This is a genomic window from Actinoallomurus rhizosphaericola, assembly GCF_024055675.1.
GTDB lineage: Bacteria > Actinomycetota > Actinomycetes > Streptosporangiales > Streptosporangiaceae > Actinoallomurus > Actinoallomurus soli.
Genome location: NZ_JAMXMW010000031.1, coordinates 69,543 through 81,707, shown reverse-complemented (window position 1 = coordinate 81,707; position 12,165 = coordinate 69,543). Strand labels below are relative to the sequence as shown.

At 73.8% G+C, this 12,165-nt stretch carries 13 protein-coding genes and 1 riboswitch; of the genes, 8 read left to right on the top strand and 5 right to left on the bottom strand.

Going from position 1 to position 12,165, the window contains the following annotated elements; all coding sequences use genetic code 11:
- Window positions 1–89: 89 nt before the first annotated feature.
- The 4 genes from NE234_RS41730 to NE234_RS41715 form a co-directional block, all read right to left on the bottom strand.
- Window positions 90–662 (bottom strand): DUF6624 domain-containing protein, encoded by a 573-nt coding sequence (locus tag NE234_RS41730; RefSeq protein WP_252786696.1) that lies wholly within the window; start codon window positions 660–662, stop codon window positions 90–92.
- 209 nt (window positions 663–871) lie between these two features.
- Window positions 872–1,906, bottom strand: a complete 1,035-nt coding sequence (locus NE234_RS41725) for an alpha/beta hydrolase (RefSeq protein WP_252786695.1) — start codon at window positions 1,904–1,906, stop codon at window positions 872–874.
- Window positions 1,907–2,040: 134 nt separating this feature from the next.
- A complete protein-coding gene (locus tag NE234_RS41720; RefSeq protein WP_252786694.1) occupies window positions 2,041–2,172 on the bottom strand; it encodes a DUF397 domain-containing protein in 132 nt (43 codons plus the stop codon).
- Window positions 2,169–3,059 carry a helix-turn-helix domain-containing protein gene (locus NE234_RS41715; RefSeq protein WP_252786693.1) on the bottom strand — a complete coding sequence of 297 codons (891 nt, stop codon included), beginning with the start codon at window positions 3,057–3,059 and terminating at the stop codon, window positions 2,169–2,171. The genes NE234_RS41720 and NE234_RS41715 overlap by 4 nt, the downstream gene beginning before the upstream one ends.
- Before the next feature lie 320 nt (window positions 3,060–3,379).
- Here NE234_RS41715 and NE234_RS41710 point away from each other — a divergent pair, with 320 nt between their 5' ends.
- Window positions 3,380–3,649 carry a hypothetical protein gene (locus NE234_RS41710; protein ID WP_252786692.1) on the top strand — a complete coding sequence of 90 codons (270 nt, stop codon included), beginning with the start codon at window positions 3,380–3,382 and terminating at the stop codon, window positions 3,647–3,649.
- A 335-nt stretch (window positions 3,650–3,984) separates the two neighbouring features.
- A complete protein-coding gene (locus NE234_RS41705) occupies window positions 3,985–4,260 on the top strand; it encodes a DUF6504 family protein (RefSeq protein ID WP_252786691.1) in 276 nt (91 codons plus the stop codon).
- Window positions 4,261–4,339: 79 nt separating this feature from the next.
- On the opposite strand, the gene NE234_RS41700 is transcribed toward NE234_RS41705, so the two are convergent.
- A complete protein-coding gene (locus NE234_RS41700) occupies window positions 4,340–5,368 on the bottom strand; it encodes an LLM class F420-dependent oxidoreductase (protein ID WP_252786690.1) in 1,029 nt (342 codons plus the stop codon).
- A 213-nt stretch (window positions 5,369–5,581) separates the two neighbouring features.
- Window positions 5,582–5,752: riboswitch (cobalamin riboswitch) on the top strand.
- A 38-nt stretch (window positions 5,753–5,790) separates the two neighbouring features.
- On the opposite strand from NE234_RS41700, the gene NE234_RS41695 reads away from it, so the two are divergent.
- From NE234_RS41695 to cobM, 6 genes are all read left to right on the top strand, one after another.
- Window positions 5,791–7,914: a putative cobaltochelatase gene (locus NE234_RS41695; protein WP_308206999.1), complete on the top strand. Its 2,124-nt coding sequence runs from the start codon at window positions 5,791–5,793 to the stop codon at window positions 7,912–7,914.
- Window positions 7,915–7,998: 84 nt separating this feature from the next.
- Window positions 7,999–8,601 carry a cob(I)yrinic acid a,c-diamide adenosyltransferase gene (gene cobO, locus NE234_RS41690; protein WP_252786689.1) on the top strand — a complete coding sequence of 201 codons (603 nt, stop codon included), beginning with the start codon at window positions 7,999–8,001 and terminating at the stop codon, window positions 8,599–8,601.
- Between the two features lie 34 nt (window positions 8,602–8,635).
- The gene (locus NE234_RS41685) at window positions 8,636–10,027 is read left to right on the top strand and encodes a cobyrinate a,c-diamide synthase (RefSeq protein WP_252786699.1); all 1,392 of its coding nucleotides are present in this window, start codon (window positions 8,636–8,638) and stop codon (window positions 10,025–10,027) included.
- On the top strand, window positions 10,024–10,560 hold the full coding sequence (locus tag NE234_RS41680; RefSeq protein WP_252786688.1) for a GNAT family N-acetyltransferase: 537 nt from the start codon (window positions 10,024–10,026) through the stop codon (window positions 10,558–10,560). The genes NE234_RS41685 and NE234_RS41680 overlap by 4 nt, the downstream gene beginning before the upstream one ends.
- Window positions 10,557–11,306 (top strand): precorrin-2 C(20)-methyltransferase, encoded by a 750-nt coding sequence (gene cobI, locus NE234_RS41675; protein ID WP_252786687.1) that lies wholly within the window; start codon window positions 10,557–10,559, stop codon window positions 11,304–11,306. The genes NE234_RS41680 and cobI overlap by 4 nt, the downstream gene beginning before the upstream one ends.
- A gap of 64 nt (window positions 11,307–11,370) precedes the next feature.
- The gene (gene cobM, locus NE234_RS41670) at window positions 11,371–12,165 is read left to right on the top strand and encodes a precorrin-4 C(11)-methyltransferase (RefSeq protein WP_252786686.1); all 795 of its coding nucleotides are present in this window, start codon (window positions 11,371–11,373) and stop codon (window positions 12,163–12,165) included.

The window sequence follows — 12,165 nt, the reverse complement described above, 5'->3', positions numbered from 1 at the left end:
GGGCCCCCCCCCCCCCCCCCACACTCCGGCCGATGATCCCTGGTGATCGCTGCGCCCTGTCAGCAGCGGTCACCAGGGATCTGCTGGTTTCAGCGGCGCCGGCCCTCGCCGTCGCCCGGGAGCGGACCCAGGCCGACTTCGGCCCGTCGCTCGTTCACGCGGTCGGGGTCCGCGCAGGGCCACAGGATCGGAACGCCGTCCTCGACTCCGGCGACCTGGGTGCCGTAGAGCTGTTCGCGTCCCTCGTTGACGAGCACGCGGTCGCGGAGCATGGCGAGCATCCCCGCGTCCGCCGCACCGATCGCCACCGCGTCCGTCATCAGGCGGACGGCGCGGCGCTGTACGTCCAGACGCCGATCCGCGTGCTGGGCGATGAGCCACGCGCGGCGTGCCGCCTCCGCACCGACCAGCTCGGTCGTCGGCCACCCGTGCTCGTCCATGATCTCGTCGAGGCGGTCGGCGTTCCGTGTGGTGACCCGGCGGTACGCCAGTTGCGCGGTGACGTCCTTGGCCCATTCCTCGTACGCCGCACCACCGGCGCTCGCGTCCCCCTGAAGCCGCCGATCCTCATCGGTCATCGCGATGAGTTCCGCCGCGAGCGCCGGGTCCGCCGGCGTGACCCTGGGCTCCCGCTCTTCGGTGGCCGTGTCACCGTCTCGCATGCTCACCCTTCCGTTCGAAAGCGGATGTCGCATGAAACGCTACGACCGGCCGACCCCCGCGAAGATCATCCTCAGGACCGGTGACCGGCGGGGTCCGCGGCCGCGAGAATGGATTCCGAACGGTCCGGCGCATCTCCACGGTCACCCGATCTTCGGATGACCGTCGCGAAGTGCGAAGAGCCATTCGCCGGAGCGGTCGGGTGACGGGCTCAGGGGCTGAGGCGTTCGGCGAGCCAGGCCAGTGAAAGCGGGTAGCGGTACTCGATCGCGCCGTGGCCGGCCTCGAACAGCTCGAAGTGCACGGCATCGTCCTTGACGCCGGCGGCCTCGACCGCGCGGCGGAAGGCCTGGGCGCCCAGGTCGAGGTGGTACTCGTCCCGGTTGCCCGCGTCGATCCAGACGGCCCGCATCGAGCGCAGCGCCTCGGCGTACTCCGGGCGCTGCGGCATCAGCACCGGGTCCCACCGCAGCCAGCGCTCCCAGACCTCGGGGACGACCGCGCCGGTGTCGTCGAAGGGCAGGTGCACGGTGCCGTCCTCGTCGGCGGAGTACGCCGCGGAGTAGCCGTAGATCTCGATGAGCGGGAAGTCGCTCTCCCGGGTGCCGGCGATGTGGCCGCGGAAGTCGGCGAGGAACTTGTCGATCGAGCCGTCGAAGGAGTCGCGCAGCATGCGGGCCAGCCTCGGGAATCCGGGGCGGTAGCAGACGTCGAAGAGGGCGTCGCCGGCGTGGGTGGCGAGCGCGCCGAACAGGTCGGGCCGCAGCAACGGGGTGATCATCGCGCCGTAGCCGCCGCTGGACTTGCCGCTGATGCCGCGGTGGTCGCGGTCGGGCAGCGTCCGGTAGTGCGCGTCCACCCACGGTACGAGCTCGTCGCACAGGTAGGAGTGGTAGCGCCCGGTGGCGGGGGAGTCGAGGTACTGGCTGCCGCCGAGCGCCGTCCAGGCGTCGACGTACACGACGATCACGGGCGGGGCCTCGCCGCGGGCGAACACCCCGTCGGCCAGTTCGGGGAAGGGCTGCCGCCAGGGGCTGCGGTTGCGCCACATCGGCAGGTGCCCGGTGTACCCCTGGATGACGTACACGGTGGGGTAGCGGCGGTCCGGCTCGTCGTCGTACCCCGGCGGGACGTACACCCACAACGGCCGGCGGTGCGGATCCCCGAGGGGGTTGCCGCGCAGCAGTTCGCTGCTGAACTCGTGTTCGTCGATACGTCCGGCGAGGTCGGCCGACCAGGGCAGCATGCGGTCTCCTTCTGCGCGACTGCTGATGCCGCCGACCCTAACCCGTCCCACGGTGCTCTGGCCGCCTCACGGCCGCCGCCGGCCGTGAGGCCGCGGAAGCGGGACTCCGCGGCCGTGCCCGGGGCGGCGCCGGCTCAGTCGCCGGCTCGGTCGCCGGACGTGTCGCCGACGACGGCGACCTCGACGCAGTCGGCGTTGTTGGAGCTACGGCTGCTCTTCCGCCAGCCGACGTCGACGAGATCGGGGTGGCCACTCACGTGGATCATCTCCGTGGGTACGGGGAGGCGTCCTTGAACTCGTCCGCCGCCGCCGTGATGAACTCGGCCGACTCGTCGGGCGGCAGCGCGGCGGCCCGCAGATGGTCGAACCAGGTCGTGTGGCGCCGGACGTCCTTCTCCTTCTCGAGGAAGATGTTCCCGGCGGGGCAGTCGATGTAGACGACGTCCAGGTCCGTGGGGTCCGGAAAGCCGATGATCGTGAAGGCGCCGTCGACGCCGGGGTGGGCGCCGCGGGCGAACGGCAGCACCTGGATCGTGACGCCCGGCAGCTCGCCGACCTCGAGCAGCCGCATGAGCTGGGACCGCATCACGGTCACCCCGCCGATCGGCCGGCGCAGCACCGCCTCGTCGAGCACGGCCCACAGCTCGAGCGAGCCGGACTCGTGGAGCATGGCCTGGCGGCGCGTGCGCAGGGCGATGCGCCGGTCGACGTTCTCGGGCGTCTCGCCGGGCCGCCCGGCCTTGATCAACGCGCGGGCGTACTCCTCGGTCTGCAGCAGGCCGGGCACGAGGTGGGTCTGGAACGTCCGGATCGACGCGGCCGACGCCTCCAGGCCGATGTAGGTGTCCAGGCCCGCCGACGCGGACAGCACCGCCTCGTACTCGGTCCACCAGCCGCGCTGCTGGGCGTCCTTGGCGAGGCCGAGGAGCTGGTCGCGCTGCGAGCCCTCGGGCAGGCCGTACAGGTCGAGCATGTCGCGGACGTCGCGGATGCGCGCCACGGACTTGCCGGTCTCGATGCGGCTGACGCGGGACATGGAGCACTCGAGGTGTTTCGCGACGTCCTCGATCATGAGGCCGGCGGCCTCCCGGAGCCTGCGCAGTTCCATTCCCAGCCGGCGGCGGCGGACGGTGGGACTACGGCCATCGGACATGGGGCACCTCCATGGCGAGCGTCCTGCGCGTAATGCGAGGAGAATGGGGACCGATGGTGAGCGGTCGGTGCGGCCGAAACCTGCGGCCGGGCCGCGTCGGGGCCGTTGAACTGTGCACGGGTGATGCCGAATCCGTCTGATCTATTGGTCCGAAAATACTTGCACGTAAAACGGGGGCGGGACATCCTGACAGGGGAGGTCACTCACCGTTGCCATCTGGGCACCTTTTGCCACCATCGGATAGGCACCTTACCTGTTGAACGCCCTAGGGCGTACCCCTTCCTGCCGTAACGTCCAAAGCGTGAGAGGGGTGGCATCTCATGGCCGCCACTTCGGGATACGCGCTCGGGCCGCGGCGACGCCACCTGGAGGCGCTCGCCCGCGAAGTCGAGGCGCGCGGTCTTCAGGCGGTCCTGACCGAGGACCTGATGCTGCGCGTGGTGGACCCGCCCAGCGGGCACGGCGTCCTGGTGGTCGCCATGCCGATGTCCCGGATCCGATGGTCCTACCTGTGGGCCGGCGGCGGGCAGGCCGACGCCGACGACCCCGCCCGCGCCGCCGAGCTGATCGTGCGAACGCTCACCCGCTGAGCCTGACTCGGGGTGCTCGCCCCTGGGGTCGGGCCTCGGGTGCTCGGCCCACTGGGCCTGTGCCTCGGGGGCGCTCGCCGCTGGACCTCGGGCGCTCGCCCGCTCGCCCGCTGAGTCCGCGTCCGCGGCCGGGGCCCGCGGGTTCCGGATCCGCCGCTCTCGGGCCCGGGGTCACGTCAAGGGCTTGACGAACACCTTAGTCGAACGTATGTTCGAACTTGTCGCCTGCCTTCCCCCAGGCTCACTCCCTGTCACCGATCCGAGAGGCGGGCGGCCCGCGTGGGCGGAGCGAGCGATGGACGTGCGAGGCGTGCGGACGCGCCGGGCCGTGGGCGATGAGCCGTGTGTACGGCGATCCCGTCGAGGTCTGGCTCGCCGACGGCAGGCCGTCCCGGTTCGTCTGGCGTGGCCGGCTCTACACGGTGCTGCGGGTGCTGGACCGCTGGGTCACCACCCGCGACTGGTGGCACGAACGCCACCCGGAGGCCCCGGAGGGCGGCGAGCGGGAGTTCTGGCGCGTCGAGGCGACCCCGGACCGGACGGCCGGCGTGTACGAGCTGCGCCACGACCGGGCGACCGGCACGTGGATGCTGTCCCGCGCCTGGAACTGACGGACCGGTGGATGTCGCCCCGCGCCCGGGACTGACGGTCCGGTGGATGCCGTCCCGCGCCCGGGACTGAGGCGCCTGGTCAGGCCGGTACGAGGTCGCGGATCGCCTTCAGGGTCGGTTCGTCCTTGACCCCGGCGATGAGGAGCGTGGTCACCGGGGAGTCCCACCACAGCTGGAGCCGCTCCCTGACGCGGCCGATCGGGCCGAGCAGGGAGATCGAGTCGGCCAGGTCGTCCGGCACCGCACGGATCGCCTCGTCGCGCCGGTCCGCCAGGAACAGCTCCTGTACCCGCGCGGCCTCCTCGGCGTATCCGAGCCGCCCGATCAGGTCCAGGTGGAAGTTGTGGTCCCGCGCCCCCATGCCGCCGATGTAGAAGGCGAGCGGGACCTTGGCGAACTCCAGCGCGGTCGCCAGGTCGTCGGTGACGATCGTCGTCACGGTCGCGGCGATGTCGAACCCCTCGGGGCGGCCGGCCAGCGAGGCGCCGAAGACCGTCTCGATCCGCGTCGGGTCGACGAAGAGGGGCAGCCAGCCGTCGGCGATCTCGGCGGCCAGGGCGATGTTCTTCGGTCCCTCCGCGCCGAGGTACACCGGGATGTCCGGGCGCACCGGGTGGACGATCGACTTGAGCGGCTTGCCGAGGCCGGTCACGCGGCCCGGCGCGTACGCGGAGGCCGGCAACGGCAGCGGGTAGTGCGGGCCGGCGGAGGTCACCGGCTCCGCGCGCCGCCACACGTCCCGCAGGATCCGGACGTACTCGCGGGTGCGCTCCAGCGGGCGGGCGAACGGCACGCCGTACCAGCCCTCCACGACCTGGGGGCCGGACGCGCCGATGCCGAGGGTGAGCCGGCCGCCGGACAGCGCGTCGAGGGTCAGGGCGTGCATGGCGGTCGCGGCGGGCGTGCGGGCGGACATCTGGGCCACCGCCGTGCCCAGCCTGATGCGCGAGGTCCGCGCGGCGTACCAGGTGAGCGTGGTGAAGGCGTCCGAGCCGTACGCCTCGGCGGTGTAGACGTACTCATAGCCGAGCCGTTCGGCGGCCAGCACCGTCTCGGTCGCGTCCTCCGGATCCCGCTGCCAGTAGCCGACGTTGATGCCGAGCCTCATCCGCGCGCCTCCCAAAATAGAACAGGTTCTATTCAAGCAGATCACTTCTCTCCGGGCAGCGGCCGGCCGCTCCGCGATAACGTGCTCCCGCCGTGTTCCCGGCCGCTCCGCGACGGCGGGCACCCGCCGTGCACCCGGCGGGAGACCCCGCCGCCCGCGCGCCGGAGCACGGACGGGGGCCGTACCTGCGGTGTCGCGCGTCAGGCCGGATATGTCATGCTGTCCTCCGGCGGTACGCGGAGGAACCCGGTGCGAATCCGGGGCTGTCGCGCAACTGTGACCGGGAAGTCCTTCCCCAGAAGCAGGCCACGGCGTGAGCCGGAAGGCCGGGGACGGGTGGTGATCCGGGAGCCAGGAGACTCCGGCCGCCGAATGCCAGGCCACCTACGGGCGCGTTAACCCGAGGAAAGGACGACCACCGGGTGAACACCTATCCGTTCTCCGCCATCACCGGGATGGAGGACCTCAAGCTCGCCCTCCTGATCAACGCGGTCTCCCCGTCCGTCGGCGGGGTGCTGGTCCGCGGCGAGAAGGGCACCGCGAAATCCACCATCGTGCGGGCACTGGCCGGACTGCTGCCGGAGGTCACGGTGGTGACGGACTGCCGGTTCTCCTGCGACCCGGAGGCGCCCGACCCCCGGTGCCCCGACGGGCCGCACGGTGCGGACGACGCGCGGCGGGTGCGGCCCGCCCGGCTCGTGGAGCTGCCGATCGGCGCGGCAGAGGACCGCCTGACCGGCTCGCTCGACCTCGAACGCGCGCTCACCGAGGGCGTCCAGGCCTACCAGCCCGGTCTGCTGGCCGCCGCCCACCGCGGCGTGCTGTACGTCGACGAGGTCAACCTGCTGCACGACCACCTCGTCGACCTGCTCCTCGACGCGGCCGCGATGGGCCACTCCTATGTCGAGCGCGAGGGCGTCTCCGTCCGGCACGCCTCCCGGTTCCTGCTCGTCGGCACGATGAACCCCGAAGAGGGCGAACTCCGGCCGCAGCTCCTGGACCGCTTCGGCCTGACGGTCGAGGTGGCGGCCACCCGCGACCCGGAGGAGCGGGCGGAGGTCGTGCGCCGCAGGCTGGCGTACGAGGCCGATCCGGCGGCCTTCGCGTCCGGGTGGGCGCGCGCCGAGACGGAGCTGGCCTGGCGGATCGAACAGGCCCGCGCCCGGCTGCCCGAGGTCGTCCTGCCCGACGGCGCGCTGCGGCAGATCACGGCGGTGTGCGCGGCGTTCGAGGTGGACGGGCTGCGCGCCGACATCGTCATGGCACGCGCCGCGATGGCCCTCGCCGCCTGGCACGACCGTACGGTCGTCACTGCGGCCGACGTGCGCGTCGCCGCCCGTCTCGCCCTCCCGCACCGGCGCCGCCGCGACCCCTTCGACGCGCCGGGCCTCGACGAGGAAAAGCTCGAGGAGGTCCTGGAGGACACCGGCGGATACGAGGACGAACAGCCGCCCGCGCCGGATCCCGGGTTCGGCGAGGACACGGTGACCGACCTCGTCCCCGAGCAGGGCACCGGCCCGGACCCGCGGCCGGAGCGGGACCCGTCCCCGGACACGGACGAGGACACGGACCCTGAGGACCCCGACCCGGACCCCGACGACCCCGGTCCGGACGACGGCCCCGGCGGCGGTGGACCGGACGCTCCCGGCGACGAGCCCTCCGGCCCGCAGGAGGGGGCGCTCGTCGACATCGAGCAGGCCCTGTCCGGCGAGGGCCGCGGCGGTCGCGAGCGGGAGGCGTCCCCGGAGCCCGCGCCCGCCGACGCGCTGTACCGGCCGCGGGTCTTCACCGTGCCCGGTCTCGGCGAGGGCGCGCCGGGCCGCCGCTCGCGGGCCCGCACCCCGTACGGCCGGACGACCGGCGCGCGGCCGGGCACGCGGTCGGTACACCTGACCGCGACGCTGCTCGCCGCGGCCCCGCACCAGCGCGCCCGCGGCCGCTCCGGTCCCGGCCTCGTCATCCGCTCCGGCGACCTGCGCGAACGGGTCCGGGAGGGCCGCGAGGGCAACCTGGTGCTGTTCGTCGTCGACGCCAGCGGCTCCATGGCCGCGCGGCAGCGGATGCGCGCCGTCAAGGGCGCCGTGCTCAGCCTCCTCATGGACGCCTACCAGCGCCGCGACAAGGTCGGACTGATCACCTTCCGGGGGACGTCCGCCGAGCTGGCGCTGCCGCCGACCTCCTCCGTCGAGGCCGGCGCGCGGCGCCTCGAGACGCTGCCGACCGGCGGCCGCACCCCCCTCGCCGCCGGCCTGCTCCGCGCCGCCGACGTGCTGCGCGCCGAACGCCTGCGCGACCCCGCCCGCCGCGCCCTGCTCGTCCTGGTGACCGACGGGCGGGCCACCCACGGCTCCCCGGCCGACGCGCTGCGCGCCGCCGACCTGCTGCGCGGCGTCACCTCCGTCGTCGTCGACTGCGAACGCGGCCCGGTGCGCCTCGGGCTCGCGGGCGGGATCGCCGCCCGCCTCGGCGCCGAGGCCGTGCGCCTTGAGGAGTTGGCCGCCGACGCCCTCACCGGCGTCGTCCACGACCGCCGGGCCGCGGCGTGACCCGCCGCGCCGCCGCCATCCCCCTGACCGGCCCCGCCGCCGTTCCCGTGACCCCGCCCCGCCACCGCCGCCGGAAGGACTGACATGCCGCAGGGAAAGCCGTCCCAGGTGCCCGACGACGGGCTGACCACCCGGCAGCGCCGCAACCGCCCTCTCGTGGTCGTCCACACGGGTCCGGGCAAGGGCAAGTCGACCGCCGCCTTCGGCCTGGCCCTGCGCGGCTGGAACCAGGGCTGGCCGATCGGCGTGTTCCAGTTCGTCAAGTCCGCCAAATGGCGCATCGGCGAGGAGCGGGCGCTGCGGGTGCTCGGCGAGTCCGGCGAGGGCGGCCCGGTCGCCTGGCACAAGATGGGCGAGGGCTGGTCGTGGATCCAGCGGCCCGGCACGGAGGAGGACCACGCGGCGGACGCCCGCGAGGGCTGGGAGCAGATCAAGCGCGACCTCGCCGCCGAGACCTACACGCTGTACGTGCTGGACGAGTTCACCTATCCGATGAAGTGGGGCTGGGTGGACGTCGAGGACGTGATCGCGACACTGCGGGACCGCCCGGGGTACCAGCACGTCGTCATCACCGGCCGCGACGCCGATCCGCGGCTGGTGGAGTTCGCCGACCTCGTCACCGAGATGGGCAAGGTCAAGCACCCCATGGACGCGGGCCAGAAGGGCCAGAAGGGCATCGAGTGGTGACGCGTTCCCTGCCGAGGCGGGCGGTCCGGTGAGGATGCCGCGGATCGTCGTCGCCGCCCCCGCCTCCGGGAGCGGCAAGACGACGGTGGCCACCGGCCTGATGGCCGCGCTGACCGCGCGCGGGCTCGACGTCTCCCCGCACAAGGTCGGGCCGGACTACATCGACCCGGGCTACCACGCGCTCGCCGCCGGGCGGCCGGGCCGCAACCTCGACCCCTGGCTGACGTCGGAGGACCTCGTCGCGCCGCTGTTCCTGCACGGCGCGCGGGACGCGGACGTCGCCGTGGTCGAGGGCGTCATGGGGCTGTTCGACGGCGCGGAGGCCGCCGGGGGCGGGTTCGCCTCCACGGCGCACGTCGCGCGGCTGCTGGACGCGCCGGTCGTGCTGGTCGTGGACGCCTCCTCGGCGGGCCGCTCGATCGCCGCGCTCGTCCACGGGTTCGTCACCTACGACTCCACCGTGCGGATCGGTGGCGTGATCCTCAACCGGGTCGGCTCGGACCGGCACGAGCGGATCTGCCGGGCGGCGATCGAGGAGACGGGCCTGCCGGTGCTCGGGGTGCTGCGGCGCAACGCGGACGTCGACACCCCGTCGCGCCACCTCGGCCTCATCCCCGCGGCCGAACGCCGCGCCGACGCCGTACGGACGGTGGAGCGGCTCGGCGCGCTCGTCGCGGAGTCCTGCGACCTGCAGGGCCTGCTCGCCCTCGCGCACGCCGCCCCGCCGATCGGCGCCCGCCCCTGGGACCCGGCCGCGGCGGACCTTCCCGCCGCGGCGGCGGGCCCTCCGGCGGCTCCGGGAGAGGACGCCGTACGGCCGGCGGGCCCCGCCGAGGGCGCCGCGCGTCCCGTGGTGGCGGTGGCGGGCGGCCCGGCGTTCACGTTCGGGTACGCCGAGAACGACGAGCTGCTCGCCGCGGCCGGTGCGGACGTCGTGCCGTTCGACCCGCTGCGCGACGAGGCGCTGCCGGACGGCACGCGCGGCATCGTGATCGGCGGCGGCTTCCCCGAGATGTACGCGGCGGAGCTGGCGGCCAACGAGCCGCTGCGCCGGCAGGTCGCCGCGTTCGGCGGCCCGATCTACGCCGAGTGCGCCGGCCTGCTCTACCTCGCCCGTACGCTCGACGGCGCGCCGATGTGCGGGGTCGTCGACGCCGAGGCGTCCATGACGTCCCGCCTCACCCTCGGCTACCGCGAGGCGGTCGCGGTGACCGACTCGCCGGTCGCGCGGACCGGCGAGCGCTTCCGCGGCCACGAGTTCCACCGCACGGCGGTGCGGCGCGGGCCGGACACCGCGGCCGCCTGGCGCTGGCCCGGGGCCGGGCCCGAGGGATTCGCCGGCCCTCTCCGCCTCGCCTCCTACCTTCATCTCCACTGGGCTGGTAGTCCGGAGATGGCGAGTCGTTTCGTGGGAGCATGCCGATGACCTTCGACATGGGAGTGCTGCTGGAGACCCAGCGGCTGCTGCTGCGCCCGTTCGAGGAGGGCGACACGGCGGACGTCCTGGCGGCGAGCCGTGACCCGGAGATCCTCCGCTGGATGCCCTGGGCGCCCGCCCAGACCGCCGAGACCGCGCTGGCCTGGTGCGTGTCGCACGCGCACGTCGATCCGACGCTGGGGGTCAACTTCGCCATCGTCGCCGGGGACCGGTTCGCCGGCACCGTCGGACTGGGCCGTACGGACTGGGCCGACGGCCGCGTCGAGGTCGGCTACTGGATCGCGCCGTGGGCGCGGCGCAAGGGCTACGCCGTCGAGGCGACGCGCGCCGCCGCCGCGTACGCCTTCGAGAAGGGCCTGCACCGGGTCGAGCTGCTGGCCGCCGTCGGCAACCTGGCGTCGCAGGGCGTCGCGGCGAAGGCCGGCTTCACCCGGGAGGGCGTGCTCCGCGAGGCCATGCTGATCCCGGCCGGACGGGTCGACGCCGTGCTGTTCAGCCTGCTGGAGAGTGAATTCTCATGAACCCTGACAGACCACGGTTGATCGGCGTGGGCGTCGGGCCGGGCGATCCCGAGCTCGTCACGGTCCGGGCGGTCCGGATCCTGCGCGAGGCCGACGTCGTCCTCGTCCCGGTGATGGCGCTGGACGAGCCGGGCCGCGCCGAGTCCGTCGTCCGCGCGTACACCGACCGGGCCGAGCGCGTCGTCTTCGCCCTCAACGACCGGGGCGGGCTGAGCGAGCGGCGGGTGAGCGCCTGGGACGCGGCCGCGCGCCGGGTGGTCGAGGCGTTCGCCGGCGGGGCGCGGACGGTGGCGTTCGCCACGATCGGCGACCCGAACGTCTACTCCACCTTCACCTACCTCGCCCGCACCGTACGCGAACGGGAGCCGGGTGTGGAGGTCGAGACCGTGCCGGGCGTCACCGCGATGCAGGACCTCGCCGCGCGGTCGGGGACCGTGCTGACCGAGGGCGACGAGTCGCTGTGCCTGCTGCCGCTGACGGGCGGCTCCGCGCGGCTCCGTACCGCCCTGGAGACACGGGACACGGTCGTCGCGTACAAGTTCGGCCGCGTCGCGGAGGAGACCCTGGCGGCCGTACGGGACGCGGGCCGGCTCGACGACGCGGTGTACGGCGCGCGGCTCGGCCTGCCCGACGAGGACGTACGCGCGGCGAAGGAACTGGTGGGGCCGGTCCCGTACCTGTCGACGCTGATCGTGCCCGGCCGCCGGACCGTCACCGGCGGAAAGCTGAACGGGGGGAACCGATGACCGAGCGAAGCGAGGCATCAATGAGCACAGCGGTTTCGCTCATGAGGCCGACGAAGGAGGCCTCATGAGTGGACGCGTGGTGTTCGTCGGGGCGGGGCCGGGCGCGGCGGACCTGCTGACGTTCCGGGCGGCGAAGGCGATCGCCGAGGCCGACGTGGTGATCTGGGCGGCCAGCCTGGTCCACGAGGACGTGCTCCAGCACGCCCGCCCGGACGCGGAGATCGTCGACTCGGCGCGGCTGCCCATGGAGGGCGTCCTGCCGTACTACGAGCGCGCTGTCGCCGAGGGCCTGACCGTGGCGCGGATCCACTCCGGCGACCCGGCGCTGTGGGGCGCGCTGCAGGAGCAGCTCGACCGCTGCCGCGCGCTGGGCCTGGAGACCGAGGTCGTTCCGGGCGTGTCCAGCTTCTCGGCGGTCGCCGCCGCCGTGGAGCGGGAGCTGACCATCCCCGAGGTCGCCCAGTCGGTGATCCTCACGCGCCTCGGCGGGGGCAAGACGCCGATGCCGCCGGGGGAGGAGGTCCGGGAGTTCGCCCGGCACGGCACGACGATGGCGCTGTTCCTCTCGGCGGCGCGGTCCAGGCAGCTGCAGGAGGAGCTCCTGGAGGGCGGGTACCCGCCGGACACCCCCTGCGTGATCGCCTACCAGTGCACCTGGCCCGACGAGCTGATCGTGCGCTGCCGCCTCGATGCGCTGGAGGAGACCGTCAAGGAGCACAAGCTGTGGAAGCACACGCTCGTGCTGGTCGGCGCGGCGCTGGAGGCCGGCGGTACCCGCTCGCACCTGTACCACCCGGGCCACTTCCACGGCCACCGGCGCGCGGACCGGGCGGCCCGCAGGGCGCTGCGGGGCGGCTGA